The 19,441-nt window shown below is 44.9% G+C and carries 19 protein-coding genes; 5 read left to right on the plus strand and 14 right to left on the minus strand.

Annotated elements, in window-relative coordinates; genetic code table 11:
• Position 1 precedes the first annotated feature (1 nt).
• The 13 genes from purN to RXV91_RS13185 form a co-directional block, all read right to left on the minus strand.
• Positions 2-580 carry a phosphoribosylglycinamide formyltransferase gene (gene purN / locus RXV91_RS13125; RefSeq protein WP_316440231.1) on the minus strand — a complete coding sequence of 193 codons (579 nt, stop codon included), beginning with the start codon at positions 578-580 and terminating at the stop codon, positions 2-4.
• The gene (gene purM, locus RXV91_RS13130) at positions 573-1,598 is read right to left on the minus strand and encodes a phosphoribosylformylglycinamidine cyclo-ligase (protein WP_316440232.1); all 1,026 of its coding nucleotides are present in this window, start codon (positions 1,596-1,598) and stop codon (positions 573-575) included. Before purM ends, purN begins: the two co-directional genes overlap by 8 nt.
• On the minus strand, positions 1,595-3,049 hold the full coding sequence (gene purF / locus RXV91_RS13135; RefSeq protein WP_316440233.1) for an amidophosphoribosyltransferase: 1,455 nt from the start codon (positions 3,047-3,049) through the stop codon (positions 1,595-1,597). Before purF ends, purM begins: the two co-directional genes overlap by 4 nt.
• Positions 3,034-5,253: a phosphoribosylformylglycinamidine synthase subunit PurL gene (gene purL, locus RXV91_RS13140; protein ID WP_316440234.1), complete on the minus strand. Its 2,220-nt coding sequence runs from the start codon at positions 5,251-5,253 to the stop codon at positions 3,034-3,036. Before purL ends, purF begins: the two co-directional genes overlap by 16 nt.
• Complete coding sequence (purQ, locus tag RXV91_RS13145) at positions 5,246-5,926, minus strand: phosphoribosylformylglycinamidine synthase subunit PurQ (protein ID WP_316440235.1); 681 nt, start codon at positions 5,924-5,926, stop codon at positions 5,246-5,248. Before purQ ends, purL begins: the two co-directional genes overlap by 8 nt.
• On the minus strand, positions 5,926-6,180 hold the full coding sequence (purS, locus tag RXV91_RS13150; protein WP_021730779.1) for a phosphoribosylformylglycinamidine synthase subunit PurS: 255 nt from the start codon (positions 6,178-6,180) through the stop codon (positions 5,926-5,928). The genes purQ and purS overlap by 1 nt, the downstream gene beginning before the upstream one ends.
• 1 nt (position 6,181) lies before the next feature.
• The gene (gene purC, locus RXV91_RS13155) at positions 6,182-6,913 is read right to left on the minus strand and encodes a phosphoribosylaminoimidazolesuccinocarboxamide synthase (protein ID WP_316440236.1); all 732 of its coding nucleotides are present in this window, start codon (positions 6,911-6,913) and stop codon (positions 6,182-6,184) included.
• Between the two features lie 2 nt (positions 6,914-6,915).
• Positions 6,916-8,046, minus strand: a complete 1,131-nt coding sequence (gene purK, locus RXV91_RS13160) for a 5-(carboxyamino)imidazole ribonucleotide synthase (RefSeq protein WP_316440237.1) — start codon at positions 8,044-8,046, stop codon at positions 6,916-6,918.
• Positions 8,030-8,512 (minus strand): 5-(carboxyamino)imidazole ribonucleotide mutase, encoded by a 483-nt coding sequence (gene purE / locus RXV91_RS13165; RefSeq protein ID WP_316440238.1) that lies wholly within the window; start codon positions 8,510-8,512, stop codon positions 8,030-8,032. Before purE ends, purK begins: the two co-directional genes overlap by 17 nt.
• 322 nt (positions 8,513-8,834) lie before the next feature.
• Positions 8,835-10,160, minus strand: coding sequence for an NAD(P)H-dependent oxidoreductase (locus RXV91_RS13170; protein WP_316440239.1), 1,326 nt, complete (start codon positions 10,158-10,160; stop codon positions 8,835-8,837).
• 15 nt (positions 10,161-10,175) lie between these two features.
• A complete protein-coding gene (locus RXV91_RS13175; RefSeq protein WP_021730784.1) occupies positions 10,176-10,784 on the minus strand; it encodes an NADPH-dependent FMN reductase in 609 nt (202 codons plus the stop codon).
• A gap of 235 nt (positions 10,785-11,019) precedes the next feature.
• A complete protein-coding gene (locus RXV91_RS13180; RefSeq protein ID WP_316440240.1) occupies positions 11,020-12,027 on the minus strand; it encodes a lipoate--protein ligase in 1,008 nt (335 codons plus the stop codon).
• Positions 12,028-12,038: 11 nt separating this feature from the next.
• Positions 12,039-12,830 carry a tyrosine-protein phosphatase gene (locus RXV91_RS13185; protein ID WP_316440241.1) on the minus strand — a complete coding sequence of 264 codons (792 nt, stop codon included), beginning with the start codon at positions 12,828-12,830 and terminating at the stop codon, positions 12,039-12,041.
• Between the two features lie 667 nt (positions 12,831-13,497).
• On the opposite strand from RXV91_RS13185, the gene RXV91_RS13190 reads away from it, so the two are divergent.
• Positions 13,498-14,133 carry a carbonic anhydrase family protein gene (locus tag RXV91_RS13190; RefSeq protein WP_316440242.1) on the plus strand — a complete coding sequence of 212 codons (636 nt, stop codon included), beginning with the start codon at positions 13,498-13,500 and terminating at the stop codon, positions 14,131-14,133.
• Positions 14,134-14,156: 23 nt separating this feature from the next.
• Positions 14,157-14,966, plus strand: coding sequence for an alpha/beta hydrolase (locus tag RXV91_RS13195; RefSeq protein WP_316440243.1), 810 nt, complete (start codon positions 14,157-14,159; stop codon positions 14,964-14,966).
• Positions 14,967-15,160: 194 nt separating this feature from the next.
• On the opposite strand, the gene RXV91_RS13200 is transcribed toward RXV91_RS13195, so the two are convergent.
• Positions 15,161-16,135: an asparaginase gene (locus RXV91_RS13200; protein WP_003642578.1), complete on the minus strand. Its 975-nt coding sequence runs from the start codon at positions 16,133-16,135 to the stop codon at positions 15,161-15,163.
• A gap of 418 nt (positions 16,136-16,553) precedes the next feature.
• Between RXV91_RS13200 and RXV91_RS13205 the strand changes: the two genes are divergently transcribed.
• Genes RXV91_RS13205 through RXV91_RS13215 form a run of 3 tightly spaced genes read left to right on the plus strand, consistent with a single transcriptional unit; the run spans position 16,554 to position 19,422 of the window.
• Positions 16,554-17,312, plus strand: coding sequence for an ABC transporter ATP-binding protein (locus RXV91_RS13205; protein ID WP_316440244.1), 759 nt, complete (start codon positions 16,554-16,556; stop codon positions 17,310-17,312).
• 30 nt (positions 17,313-17,342) lie between these two features.
• Positions 17,343-19,124: an ABC transporter permease gene (locus RXV91_RS13210; protein WP_316440245.1), complete on the plus strand. Its 1,782-nt coding sequence runs from the start codon at positions 17,343-17,345 to the stop codon at positions 19,122-19,124.
• A gap of 22 nt (positions 19,125-19,146) precedes the next feature.
• Complete coding sequence (locus RXV91_RS13215) at positions 19,147-19,422, plus strand: hypothetical protein (protein WP_316440246.1); 276 nt, start codon at positions 19,147-19,149, stop codon at positions 19,420-19,422.
• Positions 19,423-19,441 lie beyond the last annotated feature (19 nt).

Consider the following 19,441-nt stretch of genomic DNA (forward strand, 5'->3'; position numbering starts at 1 on the left):
CTTAAATTGCTCCTTCATTAATGAGTGTCTGTAACACATCTGGATAAAATTGGTGTTCACAAATATGAATACGCGTCGCCAGCGTTGACAACGTATCATCGGGTGCAACTGGAACAACGCGTTGGGCAATTATTTGCCCAGTATCGATACCAGCATCGATATAGTGAATCGTCACCCCCGTCTCAGTAACACCAGCCGCAAAAGCATCTTCAATGCCGTGACGACCTGGAAAATCCGGTAACAGAGCCGGGTGGATATTAATAATTTTATGAGCATAAGCATTCAACAGGGTGGGACCAATAATCCGCATATATCCTGCTAATAACACGACATCAATTTGTCGCGCCTGCAGTGCCGTTAAAATAATGGCCTCCGCAGCCGCCCTGTTGGCATAATCATGAAAATCAACAATTAGTATGGGTACATTGACAGCTCGGGCCTTCGCAATCACGGGTGCATCTGGCTGGTCACACACAAGCAAGCCAAGCACTACGGGTAGTTGGCGTACCTTAATAGCCTGCTGTAAAGCGTCAAAGTTCGTCCCGTTGCCCGAAGCAAATACCGCGATTTTTTTAACCATGCTGGGCCTCCTCAAAAACAACCGGAGTCGAACCAGCTTGAACTGTTCCAACTTGATAATAAGGCTGCTGATTAGCTGTTAACTTCGCTATCACCGTCGCCACTTGATCTGGATGAACCATCAGGACCATCCCTAATCCTAGGTTAAAGGTCGACCGTAAGTCTGTTGCCGTTAAGTCCCCAAGTTCAGCCAATAACGGCATAATCGGTGGTACCGGCCATTGTCCCAACTCCAGATGGGCACTTAAACCGGCCGGTAATGCCCGCGCAACATTTTCAATTAAGCCACCACCAGTAATGTGGGCAACGCTCGCCACTAATTTTTGTTGTAATAATGGTTGAACGGCATCAACATAGATGGTCGTTGGTCGTAAAAGTTCGGTCTGTAGGTCATGACCAAGTTCTTTGAAAACCGTTGTTAATTGGTAATCATGCTGTTTGAATAAAATATCGCGCACCAGACTAAAACCATTAGCATGTAGCCCATTAGATGGTAAACCAATCAGAACATCCCCAGCAATCACATTAGCTGGCGATAATAAGTCGGCACGATTCGCAATCCCCACTGCAAAACCAGCAAGATCATAATGATCTTGACCATACATATCAGGCATCTCAGCCGTCTCGCCGCCAATTAAAGTCGTATGTGCCTGCTGACAACCGGCAATGACTCCGGTCAAAATGGCCTTGACCCGATCCTGATCTGTATGCCCTAAACCTAAGTAATCTAAGAAAAATTGTGGCATGGCCCCCTGTGCTAAAATATCGTTTACGCACATCGCCACTAAGTCGATACCAATCGTTGTATGCTGATCAGCCGCAATCGCTACCAACAATTTAGTACCAACACCATCCGTACCAGCTACTAGTACGGGATCATTGGTCGTCATGTCAGAACTCAGTGGAAAAGCACCACCAAATGCACCCAGTTGTTGATTGCCACTCATCTGCTTGACCGTCTTTAAGACATCGTAGCCGGCATTAATATCAACACCAGCCCGCTTATACGCATCACTCACTTGATCACCCCTTCATGATTGGCGTGTATTTGCGCAATTTCTGCATCGTACTCTGCTTGGTAGTCATATAGTGCCGTCGGATAGTCGCCATTAAAATAAGCCATACACAATCCGCCATACGGTTCACTAGTCTGCAAGCCAACCGCATCAATGACCCCTCGTTCACTCAAAAAGCCTAGTGAATCAGCCCCAAATGTCTGACACATCTCAGGAATCGTTTGTTGAGCTGCAATTAACTCGTTAGTCGATTGAATATCGATTCCGTAAAAACATGGATAGCGTAACGGTGGCGATGCAATCCGCAAATGAACTGATTTTGCGCCCGCATCCTTCAATAACTTAACAATACGGCGACTAGTCGTTCCACGTACGATTGAGTCATCAATTAACACGATGCGTTTTCCGGCAACAACCCCTTTGACAGCTGAGAGCTTCATCCGGACCCCTTGTTCCCGTAGTGCTTGGGTCGGTTGAATAAAAGTCCTTGATGAATACTGATTTTTGATCAATCCCATTTCGTAAGGCAGACCACTTGCTTCAGCATAGCCAGTCGCCGCCGACAGGGATGAATTCGGGACCCCGACAACAATATCGGCATCTACCGGCTGCTCAATGGCTAACTGAGCTCCCATTCGTTTACGGGCAGAATGAACATTGACACCATGAATATCCGAGTCCGGACGCGCAAAGTAAATAAATTCCATCGAACAGATGGCTAACTGTGTATCAGTTGTATAGTGATCAATCGTCAAACCATGATCATCAATTATTAACAGTTCTCCCGGCTGAACGTCTTGAACAAACGTAGCGCCGATCGTATCCAAAGCACAGGTCTCACTGCACACGACGTACCCGCCCGTGGGTAACTGACCTACGACTAATGGTCGTAACCCATTAGGGTCCAAAGCCGCGATCAAACAATCATTTGTTAATAATAAGTAGGCAAAGCCACCATGCACTTGTCGTAAGGCATCCTTAACTTGCTCCGTTAACGTGGCTGCCGGACTGCGCCGAATCAAATGCATTAAAATTTCACTATCAGAACTGGCATGAAAGATAGCCCCATGTTGTTCTAAGCGCCGCCGTAATGTCACCGCATTAGTCAAATTGCCGTTATGAGCGAGGGCAAACTGTGCGTCGCTAAAATTAAAACTCAATGGTTGAATATTTTCCAACCCATGATTGCCAGCCGTTGCGTACCGAACGTGCCCCACGGCCGCTTGTCCCGTCAAATGTGCCAAGCGCCGGGGATCACGGAAGACATCCGCTAATAGACCGAGCCCCCGTTCCGTCTGAAGCTTACCATGATTATTAGCAGTAATCCCAGCACCTTCCTGACCACGATGTTGCAATGCATGAAGTCCAAAATACGTCAATTGAGCCGCATCCGGCGAACCCCAAACACCAAACACACCACATTCTTCATTTAGACTGCTTACTTCAGTAGGCATGGTAACGCCCCTTCCCACAACTGTTTTGCAAAGCTAACTTTGATATCAAAGGCTTGATCAGCAGTCTGAACATGTAGTCGATCCCTTGCCGTCGTCTGTCCTAAATAAGTCACATATGGTTCCATCAAGCTTTCAAAAGCTGCTTGATGTTCTGGTGTCACCGAGATAACAAACCGCGACTGCGTTTCCGCAAAGAAATTGGTAGCAGGTAAATCACTAGCCAGTTCCACCCCAATATTTTGTGGGAAACAAGCTTCCGCAATCGTGGTAATTAACCCACCCTCAGAAACATCATGGGCACTGGCCACTAATCCTTTTTGGATTGCTGTTAATAATAATCGTTGATTACGATTTTCAGTCACGAGGTCAAAATCAAACAGTTCACCACTAATCGTCCCGGTCAACATCTTTTGCAGTTCACTGCCGTTGAAATCGGCTGCCGTTGTTCCTAATACGTAGACCGCATCGCCAGCATGCTTGAAATCACTGGTGGTAATATCTTTTTGATGTTTGATCAATCCTACCATGCCAATCATCGGGGTGGGATAAATCGCTTCACCATTAGATTCATTGTTCAACGAAACATTGCCAGAGATGACTGGCGTATTGAATAACTGACAAGCACGCGCAATTCCCATGGCCGACTCATCTAAATCATAAAATTGCTCTGGTTTTTCTGGATTACCATAATTTAAACAGTCAGTGATTCCTAAAGGCTGCCCACCCGAAGCCACAATATTACGCGCCGCTTCTGCGACGGCGATTTCACCACCGATCCGTGGATTTAAGTATAAGTATCGCCCATTCACATCAGTCGTAACTGCTAAGGCCTTATCCGTATGCCGAATCCGAATTACACCTGCATCTGAGCCTGGCTTGACGACCGTATTCGTCTGAACTTGCGAGTCATAAGTGCCATATAACGATGCCTTGGAGGCAATAGTTGGTTGTTGCAGCATCTTCTTCAATGTTCCGGTCGCATCAACTAGTCGCGGCATAAATTGATGATGGCTCTGGTGATTCAACCGGGACGGTCGTTTCTTTTCTCGTTCATAGACGGGGGCCTTGGTTGCCAACGCATCAACTGGAACGTCAGCGACTAGTTTACCGTGATGAAATAATTGATACTGATGACCAGCCGTTACCTTACCAATAGTGACCGCATCCAGCCCGTACTTTTCGAAGACTTGATAAATCTCAGCTTCCGCTCCCGCTTTAACACACAGTAGCATCCGTTCCTGTGATTCAGAAAGCATCAGTTCAAAAGGCGTCATGCCAGTTTCACGTTGCGGGACTAAGTCAAGATTCAAGGATAAGCCACTTCCGGCTTTAGAAGCCATTTCGGCCGAAGATGATACGAGCCCGGCCGCCCCCATATCTTGAATACCAATCAAGATATCCCGGTGATTATGAATCACTTCGAGGCACGCTTCCATCAATAGTTTTTCCATAAAGGGATCACCAACCTGGACAGCGGACCGTTGCGTTTCATTGGCATCATTAAATTCGACCGAAGCAAAGGAAGCACCGTTAATGCCATCGCGGCCTGTTTTGGCACCGACGTAAATAACGGCATTCCCAATTCCTGTCGCTTGTCCCTTTTGAATGTCAGCCTGATCCAAGATACCAACACACATGGCATTCACCAACGGATTCTTTTGATAGCTCGCATCAAATACGGTATCGCCACCAATCGTTGGAATTCCGATACAGTTGCCATAACCACCAATTCCGGCAACGACTTGTGAAATTAAGTATTTAGTATGCGCATCCGTCGGTTCACCAAAGCGCAAACTATCTAATAAGGCAATTGGACGAGCCCCCATTGAGAAAATATCGCGAATAATGCCACCTACGCCGGTCGCCGCACCTTCATAGGGTTCGACCGCCGACGGGTGATTATGACTTTCGGCCTTAAAAACAACGGCTTGACCATCACCAATATCAATAATACCCGCCCCTTCACCAGGGCCCTCAAGCACTTGTTCACCTTGTGTCCAAAATTTTTTCAGAACTGGCTTAGAATTCTTGTACGAACAATGTTCACTCCACATGCCAGAAAATAGGCCAGTCTCGGTTTCGTTAGGCAAACGTTCAAGCACTTCATCCGTTAATAATTGATATTCAGCATCGGTCAAACCCCAATCCCGATATACCTTGGAATCACGAACATCGGTCGGTGATAATGATTGCTTTCTAAGCATGTGCGGCCTCCTCTTGATTAGCAATGACGGACTGAAAAATCCCCAGACCATCCGTGGAACCAAGGATCATTTCCACAGCCCGTTCTGGATGGGGCATCATGCCTAACACGTTACCGGCTCGATTCATGATACCAGCAATGTTTGCCGTACTACCATTAGGATTATCGACATATTCAAAAATGATTTGTTGGTTGGCACGTAACTCAGCTAACGTCGCTTCATCACAATAATAATTACCTTCACCATGCGCAATTGGCAAACTGATTTGGTCCGTTGAACCATACGTGGACGTAAAAGCTGTCTCATGATTGACAATTCGTAACCGACTATCTTGACAAATAAACTTGGCTGAACGATTCGACTGCAAGGCCCCCGGCAATAACCCAGCCTCAGTCAGCACTTGAAAACCATTACAGATACCGATAACTGGTTTACCTGCATCAGCAAACGCAATTACGGCTGGCATAATCGGTGCAAAGCGAGCAATGGCACCACTTCGCAGGTAATCGCCGTACGAAAAACCACCCGGTAAAATGACCGCATCGTAACCTGCCAGTGACGTCGCCGTTGCTGGAATCAAATCTGCCGAGACGTGCAAAACATCGCGCAAAGCGTTTACCATATCATGATCACAATTAGAACCAGGAAAAACTGGTACGGCAAATCTCAGCATTATAAAGCCTCCATCTCAGTAATTTCGTAACGATAGGTTTCCATGTTGACGTTAGCTAACAACTGATCACACATTTCATCAATTTCAGCAGCTACTGGTCGATCATCTGCGTGAATCTTAACCTCAAAATACTTGCCTAACTCAACCGCATCCACATTCGTATATCCCAGCCGATGTAAGGCATCATGAATGGCCTCACCCTTGGGATCTAAAATTGATTGTTTATAAGTAACATAGATTTTAACTAAGTACATGTTAGGCCTCCTCAACGGTTGCTAGCCGTGACAATACTTCCTGATAGACACTCGTCAAATTACCAAGATTCTTGCGAAAGACATCCTTATCAAGTGACGCCCCAGTCTTTAAATCCACCAGTCGACAGCTATCCGGTGAAATTTCATCAGCTAATAAAACTTTACCTGTGGTCGTCAACCCAAATTCGACTTTAAAATCAACGAGTTGTACACCCATTGCCGCAAAAATTGACGTTAGCCGTTGATTAACTTGCAAGGCTTGCCGCTTGATTTCAGTCACAGTCGCTGGCGTTGTCACGTTCAACGCTTGGATCTGTGACTCATTAATAAAGGGATCATCTAATTGATCGCTCTTGTAGAAAAATTCCAGTACCGGTTCAGTGAATTTAGTTAAATGTGGCACTGCAAACTTACGCTCAAAACTCCCTGACGCGGCATTACGAACGACGGTTTCTAGTGGAATCATCGTAACGCGCCGCACAAGCTGCACGTAGTCTGAAGGTTGATCAATGAAATGGTTCACAATCCCATGGGCAGCTAGGTCTTTAAAAATCAGACTTGCAATCCGATTGTTTAAACGGCCTTTCTGATCAATCGGAACTTTGCGCTTTCCATTTAAGGCCGTTGCCTGGTCTAAATATTCGACCCACAAGATTTCGGGATCATTAGTGGCATACATCGCTTTGGCTTTACCAGTATATAGTAGTGTTTTTTTCTCAATTGGGGCTGTCATGATTATTGTTCTCCTTTCAAACTTGCAAGGGCTACTAATGCTGCATCAATATCGTGATTTAAAACGGTCACGTGGCCCATCTTGCGTTGTGGCTTAATGTCAGCCTTCCCGTAATCATGAAAATGCCACTCTGGATGATTGATCAACTGTTGCCGTGCCAATGTCAAGTCCGCGCCTAACAGGTTGCGCATTACCGCTGGACTTGTCTGAGTGATGGCTGGAATCGGCAAACCGCAAACACTTCGAATATGGGCTTCAAATTGTGAGATATTGCAGGCCTCAATCGTATAGTGTCCCGAATTATGGGGCCGCGGCGCTAACTCGTTGACCAATAAAGTATCGTCCGGTAGAACAAAGAATTCAATGCCTAATACACCTCGTAGTTGTAAGGCCTCTGCAATCGAAACCGCAATTTTACGCGCGGCAGCATGAACACTAGGACGAACGTTGGCCGGTGCAATCGTTGTGTGTAAGATGTGATGTTGGTGTTGGTTCTCGACTAATGGAAAGGGTGTCACCACACCAGCAGCACTGCGCGTCACCATCATTGAAACTTCTGTTCGAAATTCCTGGCGGGCTTCTAAGATACATGATTGTGCCAACAGTGCGTGGGCCGCATCCGTCACCGTGGTCGTTGCCAAATCCGTTTGTCCGTGGCCATCATAACCACCCGCCGCTGTTTTAAGAATCGCCGGGGTACCGACACGATTAAGGGCATAGTTCAATGACTGTAAATCTGTCACTGGTGCAAACGGGGTAACCGGAATGCCATGATCATGAAGAAATTGTTTCTCATTGAGTCGGTCCCCAGTAATATGAAGTAAGGCGGTTCCTTGTGGCAATTGCGCATAGGCTTGGGCGGCAACCAGTGCGGCTTCATCAACATTTTCAAATTCATAAGTTAAGACATCACTGCGCCGCGCTAAATCTAATAATGCCGCTTGATCGTCGTAAGCAGCGACAATTTGAAAATCAGCAACTTGGGCAGCCGGTGCTTTAGATATCGGGTCGAGAACCCCCACATGATAACCCATCGCTTTAGCACTAAGCGTCATCATCTGACCAAGCTGGCCACCACCAACGATGCCAATCGTTGCCGGTGGTAAGATGGCGTTCTTAAAATTGACGTTCACTTTGTTCAGCCTCCTGACGTTGCCGCATACGGAAATCACTAATAGCCTGTTGTACCTCAGGCTCACGTAAACCAATAATTTGGGCAGCCATTAGGGCAGCATTCTTAGCTCCAGCTTCCCCGATCGCCATGGTCGCGACAGGAACTCCCGCCGGCATTTGGACAATCGACAATAATGAATCGACCCCGTTCAACGTATGCGTCTTAATAGGGACACCAATTACTGGTAATAGCGTATTGGCGGCTAACATTCCTGGTAAATGGGCGGCACCACCCGCTCCCGCAATAATCACTTGAATGCCGCGCACTGCTGCTTGTTCACCATACGACTGTAAGGTCTGGGGCATTCGGTGCGCTGAAATTATGTGCCGCTCATAAGATACCCCTAGCGCTGTCAACTGCTCTGCCGCTAATTGCATGGTTGGCCAATCGGAAATTGACCCCATTATCAAACCAACTTTCGCCATCACGATCCCTCTTTCTCTGTTTTCACCATTAGTTTAGCAACCAGCCGCCTTGCTGTCAACGAATTTCTTAACTTTATTGATTAATTAACATTTTAATGTTCGTGTTTTTAAAATAAACAAGTTGACTAATATTACTTTAGATTTTGACCAAACGCTCAATATTAGCAATCGATTCACTACTATTCATCACTAATTAATATTTATGAGTGACCATCATCATAATATTATTTATATCTAAATTACCGAACAATTGACCTAACCACAAAAAAAGAAGCTTTGAGACTATCAATCCTCAAAGCTTCTTGGTTAAGAACTTGCTTGACTATTTAGCTGAAGCGCCAGAAACACTGTCAACTTCAGGTGTTGCCAGCTTTGTTGGTGGTACCGGCGCTGCTTCGGTATCAGCCGATGCACCCGATACATCGTCAACAGTTGGTTCCACATCTGTATCTGCTGATGCCCCAGAGACATCATCAGGCTTTGGTGTTTTGGCTTTTGACGATGCCCCCGAAACGGCATCCGTCTTAGCATCTGGATCAGGCGCTAACATCTGTCCAGTCTGCTTCAGGTAATACTTAACAATTGGTAATAGGTCCAGTACAAACTCGTTAATGCCTTTGTATTCGCCCTTATCATCATGTAAGGCTTGGTAATAGTGCATCACATATTTATTAGGAATACCAGGTACCGGTAACTTAAAGAGATCGGTTTCACCTGTCCGTAACATATGGACGGCCCGTTTAACACCCGGAACAGCCCGTTTTGGATGACAATCAGCTAATGGGTTGCCGGCTTGTGCTGGTGTCCGTGAAGCCAGCATCTTATCGCCATCCATTTGGTGATTATAGTATAAGAACTGATTGTTGGCGTCGGCATAAGTCAATTCCATTGGCATCGAATTTAAGAACCAATTTAATTGCTTAACCGTCAGTACGCCCCGGTCTAGCTTAACGTAATCGTCACCTTCAGCCGCATGGGTCTTAGCAGCCGCTTGTTCAACCCAATCAGCAGCATGCATATCAACACCTTTAATGGTCGTCTCAACTTCACCCTTAGCTTCAAGATCTTCATTTTTCCAATCATCAGCATGGGCTTCTGCGTCCATCGCATTGACCATCTTTACAAACTTCAGGAACTTACCTAACGTTTCTTGTAAAAATGACACAGTTCGTGGATCCTTTAAATTATTCTGATCATCAAAGGCCTGCTTAACTTCACCAAGCAAGAACTCATTTCCAGGCATTACAACCGCATCGACACCAGGTGATTCCAAAATTTGGCGTAAATTTAACTGGGCCCGCGAAGAACCTTGATCATAATAAGAAGCCCCTACGATCAATACTGGTTTGCCAGACATTGGATGAATCTTGAACGATAGCCATTCGATCACGCTCTTCAAAGCGGCCGTAATCGTGTGATTATGTTCCGGTGTGGCAATAATCACGCCGTCCGCCTGCATAATTTTCCGCTTCAGATATTGAACTGCTTCGCCTTCTGTTTGATCGTCACTCTGATTAAACATGGGCACGTCTTGAATATCCAAGATTTCAACGTCAACCATGTCACTAAAATGATTGGCAATGAACTTTAATAATAATCGGTTATAAGACTTATCTTCAATTGAACCTGCAATTCCAACTAATTTCATTCGTCGTCGCCCTCTCTATAATTTTTCCCAGTCCATATCGCGAACTTCTTGATGCGTCGTTGCGTTAGCATGCTTTAATTTCTTCGTAATTGCTACAAAAACTTGAAAATCAGCAAACAAACCATCTAGCTTAGCAACTTTTTGTTCATCGGTTAGGTTCCCCTCATCATCGAAAGCCTGTAACGAATGGCCTAACATAAATTCTGAGCTCGGCATGATCCGTGCACGCAATTCTGGTGAATCCAAGACTTGCCGAAGATGGGCCTGGGCCCGTGAAGTTCCCAACGCGCCATACGACGCACCAATAATCATCACCGGTTTATCAACAAAAGGCTGAATATGAAATGAGAGCCACTCCAAGGCGTTCATTAAAACGGCCGGGGCTGAATGGTCATACTCTGGTGTGCTGATAATCACCCCATCCGCTTGTTCGATCTTATCGGCCATCATTTGGGCCTGTTCTGGAATTTGACGATTTTCTGGCTTATTAAAGATTGGCAACCCTTTAATTTCCATTAACTCAATTTCTGCTTGATCCGCATAGTGGGCTTGCATGTATTGCAATAACTTACGGTTAGTCGATTGATCTGAATTAGTTCCAACCATCGCGATAAACTTGTGCATTAAAAACAACTCCTTCTTATAATCAAATAGTCAAATATTATATAATTTCTAAATTAATAACTATATTGTAATGGATTTCACTAGAGAAAGCAAAACAATTTTAAGCGCTTTCAACTTCATTTAATAACTAACTGAATTAGCTTAAGACAAGTCGCCACACTCCATTAAGCAAATCCAGTCCGCCCGTTCTTTTTTCATGCAACTATCGTTGTTAATAGCCTTTTTCACAATCTCACTACGCAACGATTAAATCAATTAATTCGGCTGAATTAATATGGCCGAAATAGGCCGTTAAATCAAGGGGGGCTAGTGCCGACGTAATTGCTTGACGTTCATATTTCACACCAGTCAGTCGCTCAATGACTGGTGTGATTGGTTTTGCACCAAAGAAATCACCATAAATCGTAACCGTCTTAATCCGTCCAGCATCCACGTTGAGCTGAAACTCAACCGTACCGGCATCAAAGTGCCGCCGCTGCTTGACGGTAAACGCCGGTGATTGTCCATAAATCCAATTCCAGTTCTTGAAATATCGCTGATTTAATTCCGCCACGCCTGCCAAAGCGACATCATCTAACGGATACGACTTAGCTTGACTTAAATCAGTCACACCCAAGATTTCACGGGCTAACGTATCTCGAAAGGCTTCGATCGTTAAGTGTTGGTATGCTGGCGCCATGTAAGGTTTTAAGTTCGTAACTCGACTCCGAACTGATTTGATTCCCTTAGAAGCTAGTTTGTCCGTGGGCACCGTCAGTGCTTGAGCAATCTGCGTTTGGTCAACATCATACATCAGGGTCCCATGGGAAAACATTCGGCCATTCTCAACGTGCATCGCGTTACCCGAGAATTTCTTGCCATCAATCAATAAGTCATTGCGGCCGCTCATCATCGCATTGGTGGCCCCCATGGCATGCAAGGCCTTTAAGACCGGCGCTGTGAATCGCTTAAAATTACCAAAACCGTTCCCATCATCCTTAGTGATAAAACTAAAACTAACATTACCAAGATCATCATATACAGCACCACCACCAGAAGTTCGCCGTGTCAGCGTAATGTGGTGCTGATCGACATAGTCCTGATTGATTTCCGCCTTAACATTCTGATAACGACCAACAATAATGCAAGGATCATTAATGTAAAAATACAAAATTGGCTCGGTTAAATCAGCGTGTTCCATCAAATACGTCTCAATAGCCAGGTTTGTTCGAATGTCATGACTGGAACTAGCAAGATAGCGCATTGTCACACTTCCTATTCTAAATAGATCCGTTGTAAATCATTGATTTCATTATTAGTTAATTTAAGTTCTGTGTGTAAATAATGATTCAAGTTGCCTGATTGCCGTTTGATTTCAGTCATGGCCGCATCTAAATAGGCTGCATCAACCGACCACAGTGCCCGAATACTGTCAACCGTTGCCGCTGAAGCACCCTGTGCCCGCGCGTCCATAACTGCCCCTTTGATTCGGCCAATTGAAGCTTGATTTGTTAGCAGGTAATCCTGCTTGATCGTCTTAAAGTCAACTCCTAGTGCTGTTAGTAAGTAAACTGCGCCCATTCCGGTCCGATCCTTCCCCGCTGTACAGTGAAATAACAACGTTGAATCAGGTCGATCATTGGCCAGTAAATTATCGAAGAAGCGCCGATATTCATCTTTGGCATGTTGCTCGTTGGCCACCATCCGATAAACCTTTAGCATGTGCTCAAACCCACTATCCGGATGTTTTTCCAAATTAGCCGTCATCTTGTCAGTACCATCTGAATTAAGCGTTTCGTCAACATTAAACACGGGTGCGTACACGTACTTAGCACTGCCAGGAATCCGATCAGGAGCGTCCAGAACTTCTTGTGGTGAACGAAAATCGATATCGTAGCGGACACCGTAATCACCTAACAAAGCTTGTCCAGCGGGCGTTAATTGGTCAAGTCCCCCCGTTCGAATAACTTTATGCCATTTAATTTGTCGGCCATCTTTAGTCGAGTAGCCACCGAGTTCACGGAAATTAATACCGCCTGGAACAGTTAATACACGTTGATTTGTCATTGTTGAAGCCACCTATCTGTTAACTTTTCAACTTCTATTCTAACATTATCGGTCAGTTTAAAGGTGCGTCAATTACCGAATAATTATCGACGCCTGGTGTCAGGTATTAACGATAATTAAACATTCCGTTCTCAGGATTCCTGTTCGTCAGTATTGGCACTATTCTGCCTTCCAAGACTAAGGGGCATCGCTGGAGCATCGCCGACATCGAGCTGCCTGTTTTTAAACTTAGGCACTGGCTTATTTTAATCAGGACTTATGGCTGATTAACGCGTTATTATCTTTATTGCCCTAATCGGCCAGCATACGCCCTCCTATCAATGGGTGTTATAATGTAAGTTGCATGGATAACTGTATTATACTGACGATAGCCCCGTATGTAATTTCCGTCAAATATTGTCGGAAACCCGCGGATCAGGTTGCTGTTCGTCGATAGCCGTTAGCGCTTGGCTAACGGCTATCGAACCGGTTCTGAATGACCGCTTTCAACGAGACTCAGCCGATTGTCACTGACTTGTAAGCGTCGCATGATCCAATCATTGTCCATGTTGACTTGTAACCGGCAACACTGTCACTACTATGAGCGTCAACAATTATCAGCAGGTGTCCTAACTAGTTTCAACTATTTTAAATTCAATAACGTCAATAATAAACGGAGGATCTTTCGATGACATTTGATTATGCACATCAAACTGACTGGCCAATGACTAGTGGCCAGCATCAATCACCAATTGACATTCAGACTAAAACCGCTCAAGAATCACAACTATCCGCTATCAGCTGGCGAGGACTCTACCAGGCACAAGCAATCACTGGTGAAGCCACTACATTAAAGGCTAGTGGCATTGGTGCCGCCTATTTGAATGATCGTGACTTCGCCTTTCAACAAATTCACTTTCACACACCGGCAGAACATCTTATTGATGGTCAGGCCGCCCCAATTGAATGGCACCTCGTTCATCAAAGTGTCACCGGTCAATTAGCCGTTGTCGCCGTTTTCGGCCGCATTGGCAAGCCCAATTCCAGTTTGCAAGGCTTACTCGATCAATTTACGCCCCAAGTAAGTCAAAAACTAGCTGATCCCGTTAACTTAACCGAACTCTTACCCGATACCGGCGTAGTCTATCATTACTTAGGATCATTAACAACTCCGCCACTAAGTGAAACGGTTGAATGGTATGTCTGTGCTGATACCGTGATGATTGGCGAACAACAGTTAGCAACTTATCAGCAATTATTTACAGCAAATAATCGCGCGCTTCAACCATTAAATAACCGACCAATCATCGCTGAACGCTTCTAAATAATTTCTAATGGGGTGAGTTGATGCCTAAAAAAGTAATATGGGGGTTAATTGCCAGTGGCTTATTTTTGTTATTAATCATTGGTTTGGGGCTAACAACCCAAATCCACCAAGATGAAACCAGCCACGTGTTAACCACCCAAAAACGACCATTAATTATGATTGCTGGCAGTAGTAGTCGGCGTACTGACTTCGATGATATTGTACGTTCGCTCAATGCGCAACAGCGTCACCCACTAATCACCCTGACTGTTACTGCGAATCAGCAACTACAATTCAAGGAAAAGCGGGTCGAAAATACTAATATTAACGACGCGATTATCGTGATTTTTTTCGAAAATAGTGCTGATTCAGCAGAAAACATTATGACTCAAACAGACGGCTTAGCTAACGCCATTCAGTACTTACAACGTCACCAACATCTTAAAACAGCTAACGCCCTAGGGTATTCGAATGGTGGTTTAATTTGGAGTCGTTATTTAGCTGGCTTAAGCACCTCGAAACCATTGGCAATTCACGATTTGATGTTAATTGGCACACCATTTTTAGGTATTGATGCTGAGCACCCAGATAAAACCCTCTATACACCGCTTCTCAAGCACAAAGATCAGTTCAAGAAACTACACGCTGTGATTAACGTTGCTGGTGACACCGGGAATGGTGATGATGACATTGTACCGCTTAGTAGTGTGAATGCTGGTGGCGATTTATTTATGAATAACGTGACCCGCTATACCGCCATGACCGTTAACCAAAAATCAATCAGTCACGGTGATTTGCTCCACGAGGCTTACGTGGCACGGTTGATTCGGCAAAATCTGATCAACCAATAATACAATCACATCGTAAACGATAATACTCATCCAATAAAAATAGCTTATCCCTACTTCAACTTTGAAGGGATAAGCTATTTTTATCAAAATCATTTCATTTGCTGACTTGGCGAAAGCCACCCATTCAACAGCGCATCATCTAAAGTGGCCTTTCAAGAGTAGCTTCACCAATCCATCACTGCTGATAAAGCTAATTATGAATTAGCTGTGGCAACAAAGCGCGCCAGTTCATCCGTCGACATGCCGGCACTCACGCCCACCAACAATTTAATACGGGCCTTCTGACCATTCAGACCCTGACAAAAAATGACGCCCATTTGCTTTAATTGAACACCACCGCCTTCATAGGCGTAAACATCCTGGGCAATCCCGTTAAAGCAGCGGGAAACTAGGACAACTGGAATTTGCATATCCAATAATTTCTGCACTGCTGGTAACGTCGCCGGTGGTAAATTGCCCGCTCCCAGCGCTTCAATAACCACCCCGTGGGTCGTTGGTTGAGCGATGGCGTCAAAAAGTTCTGGCCCCATCCCAGCATACGCTTTAATCAAAAAAACATTATCCGTCACGGTCTGAATCGGGCAAACTGTTGACCGTAATAATGATTCAAAAAAGACGATACCCTTGTTAGCAACCAAACCGATAGGGCCAAATGTTGGCGTCCGAAAAGTCGCTACGTTAGTCGTATGCGTCTTAGTAACATAGCGCGCCGAATGAATTTCATCATTCATTACGACCAACACCCCTTTTTCGGCAGCATCCGGCGTACTAGCCGTTTGGATGGCAGTCTCCAGATTATGCAGTCCATCTGAGCCAATCTCATTGGCTGACCGCATGGCACCCGTAATCACTACGGGCAGCTCATTTGGTAAAGTAAGATCTAAAAAATAGGCCGTTTCTTCTAAAGTATCCGTACCGTGTGTCACAACGACCCCGTCGACACCTTCATGCGCGGCTTTATCAATGCGCTGCTTTAGTTGCAGCATCCGTGCCGGAGTGATATGGGGCGATGGTACGTTAAAGACATCCTCGGTCTCTAACTCGATATCCGTGCCAAATGAACTTTGATAATTATCTAATGGATTTTCATCTCCGGGAGTCACATTACCGGATTCATCAGCTGACATTGCAATAGTACCACCAGTGTGTAATACCAAAATCTTCTTCAAGCTTGCTCCTCCTCATCTTATCGCGTGCCTACGCACTAGCTATCAGTAAAATTATTTTAGGCCTGCCACCACTTAATTGCAATCTACCCTCACGCGTTCTTCATAACAACTTCCTTAGATTCTCATACAAGTGTCCCCATAATCATGAACTTGATTATGTCCCACTTAGTGTCATTTCCGATCATAGCTTAGTTAGCGGGTTCAATATCCAGCTCAAAATCACGAGTCTATTGTGGGCTTCTCCCAAACGCTAACCACTTGACGGGCCTGCTTATAAATGCTATTAAATCAACATTGTTCAGCCCAAGTACCCTAAAATGAGAAATAATGATTGACAGTTACGCTAGTTGCCTTTATAGTTAGTTACATAAGTAATTAACCAAGTAACAAACTAACGAGCTTAAGAGGGGTATTTAAAATGACAACTACACCAATCATGACCGTCAGCGACCTACACAAAACGTATGGTAAAGCGGGTAGTAAACAATACGAAGCGTTAAAAGGAATTAACTTCAATGTTCAACCAGGGGAATTTGTCGGCATCATGGGCGCATCTGGTTCAGGGAAAACCACTTTACTCAACATGCTTGCCACGTTAGACCAGCCGACTAGTGGGGAAGTCACCATTCGTCAACAACCGATTACACATCTAAAAGGTAATCAGCTTGCTGATTTTCGGGCCAAAGAGATTGGGTTTATCTTCCAAGATTTCAACTTATTAGAAACAATGACGGCTTATGAGAATATTGCCTTGCCATTGTCACTACAAAACACACCGGTAAAAAAAATCAAACCAGCCGTTGAAAAAGTCGCGCAACAATTGGGGATTCAAGAATTCTTGGCGAACTACCCTAATGAATTATCTGGTGGTCAAAAGCAACGTGTCGCGGCGGCCAGAGCTTTGATTAACGATCCCGCTATTCTATTTGGTGATGAACCAACTGGTGCCCTTGATTCTAAGTCAGCGCGTGAATTACTTGATTTATTCACCAAAATCAATCAAGAACGAGCCGTCTCAATCTTGCTAGTGACCCACGACCCATTTTCAGCTAGCTTCTGCCAACGAATTCTCTTTATTAAGGACGGACAGATTGGTCAGGAACTCAAACGTGGGGATCTCAGTCGCAGTGACTTTTATCAACAGGTGCTTGATAACCTCGGAACGTTTGAACAGTAAGTCGAAACAGTAAAAGGAGTACTTTAAACTATGTTAACTAAACTTGCAATGACCGGTTTCAAACACCGGTGGCGCGACTATCTGGTCCTCTTCTCAGGACTGATTATGTCTAGCGCAATCTTTTATATGTTTGAAGCGCTGGCCACCAATCAAGATTTCTTAAAACAAAATACGAGCATTAGTATGGTCGGCATCATCTTCCAATTCGGTTCTGTGTTACTTACCATCATCACGTTAGTCTACATTGGCTATGCCAATTCATTCTTATTAAGTATGCGTAAGCGTGACTACGGGCTTTTCATGCTCGTTGGTGCGCGCAAGAGTAAGATTGGCCAATTGATTTGGCTTGAGACACTGCTCGTCGGCGTCACCGCAACCATTGTTGGAATTCTCGTTGGGACGGGCCTAACTGTCGGTGTGAGTCAGATTCTAATTAATAGCCTTGGTTTAACGCTCCACCGATTTGCGGCCTGGTATACACCAGCTGCCATCGCTACCCTATTACTATATGTCGGCTTGTTCCTAATTGCTGGCTTATTCAACCTACTAGCATTAACTAAGACACCGGCCCTGAAATTACTGCACAGCAACGACCAACCTAACCGGCCCCAACTAAAACCAGCTCGCCAACTGATTGAAATCGTTGTCGGCGTTATTGCGATTGCAATTGGTTACTGGTCAATGGCTAACTTAAAAACTTTACAACTCATGGGTATTGGTATCGCCCTAGTAACAATTGTTCTGGGGACTTACCTCTTATTTAATGCCATTTTTGTTTGGCTAATGGTCGCACTCAAGCGCTTCTCATTCGCCCAACGTGGTCTGAACGGCTTTACTTTGTCACAGCTTAGTTTCCGAATCCGTAATTACACTAAGATGTTGTCAATTGTGGCAATGTTATTTGCACTAGCGCTTGGCGCAATTACTGTTGGGATGGGCTTTCACAGTCAAATTCCATCAATGGTTAACATCAACAACGCCTATGATATGGGGTTAGTCAACGCAAGCAAAACCGAAAAGGCCCAAATTGCCGCGATGAAGCCTAAGACAACTGCTACCTATCGTTTCAAAGCAACTAAGAAAGTTGTCTATTTCCAAGCTGATGAATTTAACCGACAACCTTTTGCTACTATTCACACCGAAGACAAAAAGCAACTAACTTTTAGTACTGTTCGTAACGACGCTACCAAATTACAAAAGTCAGCTGAAAATTATCAATTAATGCAACTTCAAAGTGGCGTTATGGTAACCGCAACGCCAATGTTCTTATCAAAAGCGGCTTACGCTAAAATCGCCCAACCTGAGCAACGACTGACAGTATTCGCAACTAGCAGTGTCATCGAGCACCGAACTGCCCTAGACAAACTGGCCAAGCACCATTTTCATACCACAAGTCCCGAACAATTCGGCGGTCGCTATGCAATGTATCTGATGGTCAACAGTATGTATTCTGGCCTTGAATTTATGGGCATGTTCCTTGGAATTGCCTTTCTTGCCATGCTTGCTAGTTGCTTGATGTTTAAAATTCTATCCGGTGCTGATGCTGATCAACACCGGTACCAGATGCTTGATAAAGTCGGTACCACTAAACGGCAACTCACCGGTGCCATTAATAAAGAAATTGCAGTTCTCTTTATTCTTCCTGGCATCGTCGGCATCGTGCACGTCTTATTCGGACTACAAATGTTCAAGATCATGATGATCACATCACCATATACGGGCATTTGGTTGCCATTCTTGATCTTTGCTGGTCTCTACTTGCTCTATTATCTCATTACGATCACCATCTACCGGCGAATCGTTTTACAATAACCTTTCGGAGGAGGGAAAAATCATGGTATACTTTGGATTAGTCGCTTTATTAATCGTTATTACACCATTACACCGTTACGTGCTCGCAAATCGTCGTCAATTCTGGTTAGGGACACTCATGCCGCTTTTGTGGCTCGGCGTTAACCTAGGCTTAGCTACCCAGGTTGTCTTTGAACATCAAGACACCCTACTGGCCGTATTGGGTACCCTCCTCCTACTCTCTAGTTGGATTGCTGCCCGTATTGATCGTACCGAACGACAACTGCACCAGCCGCAACAAAAGGCCACAACGAAATAGGGCAATCACTGCAATGAGG

Origin of the sequence: Lactiplantibacillus sp. DA1, from assembly GCF_032681335.1 — a bacterium.
Taxonomy (GTDB): Bacteria; Bacillota; Bacilli; order Lactobacillales; family Lactobacillaceae; genus Lactiplantibacillus.

Coding starts and splice junctions, on each gene's coding strand:
- RXV91_RS13185 (WP_316440241.1), bottom strand. CDS start 12,830: ATGACAAATCAACGTGTATTAACTGTTCCAGGCGGTATTAATTTCCGT.
- purN (WP_316440231.1), bottom strand. CDS start 580: ATGGTTAAAAAAATCGCGGTATTTGCTTCGGGCAACGGGACGAACTTT.
- RXV91_RS13195 (WP_316440243.1), top strand. CDS start 14,157: ATGCCTAAAAAAGTAATATGGGGGTTAATTGCCAGTGGCTTATTTTTG.
- RXV91_RS13170 (WP_316440239.1), bottom strand. CDS start 10,160: ATGAAATTAGTTGGAATTGCAGGTTCAATTGAAGATAAGTCTTATAAC.
- purE (WP_316440238.1), bottom strand. CDS start 8,512: ATGGCGAAAGTTGGTTTGATAATGGGGTCAATTTCCGATTGGCCAACC.
- RXV91_RS13180 (WP_316440240.1), bottom strand. CDS start 12,027: ATGCGCTATCTTGCTAGTTCCAGTCATGACATTCGAACAAACCTGGCT.
- purC (WP_316440236.1), bottom strand. CDS start 6,913: ATGACAGCCCCAATTGAGAAAAAAACACTACTATATACTGGTAAAGCC.
- purQ (WP_316440235.1), bottom strand. CDS start 5,926: ATGCTGAGATTTGCCGTACCAGTTTTTCCTGGTTCTAATTGTGATCAT.
- RXV91_RS13205 (WP_316440244.1), top strand. CDS start 16,554: ATGACAACTACACCAATCATGACCGTCAGCGACCTACACAAAACGTAT.
- RXV91_RS13215 (WP_316440246.1), top strand. CDS start 19,147: ATGGTATACTTTGGATTAGTCGCTTTATTAATCGTTATTACACCATTA.
- purS (WP_021730779.1), bottom strand. CDS start 6,180: ATGTACTTAGTTAAAATCTATGTTACTTATAAACAATCAATTTTAGAT.
- RXV91_RS13175 (WP_021730784.1), bottom strand. CDS start 10,784: ATGCACAAGTTTATCGCGATGGTTGGAACTAATTCAGATCAATCGACT.
- purF (WP_316440233.1), bottom strand. CDS start 3,049: ATGCCTACTGAAGTAAGCAGTCTAAATGAAGAATGTGGTGTGTTTGGT.
- RXV91_RS13190 (WP_316440242.1), top strand. CDS start 13,498: ATGACATTTGATTATGCACATCAAACTGACTGGCCAATGACTAGTGGC.
- purL (WP_316440234.1), bottom strand. CDS start 5,253: ATGCTTAGAAAGCAATCATTATCACCGACCGATGTTCGTGATTCCAAG.
- RXV91_RS13210 (WP_316440245.1), top strand. CDS start 17,343: ATGTTAACTAAACTTGCAATGACCGGTTTCAAACACCGGTGGCGCGAC.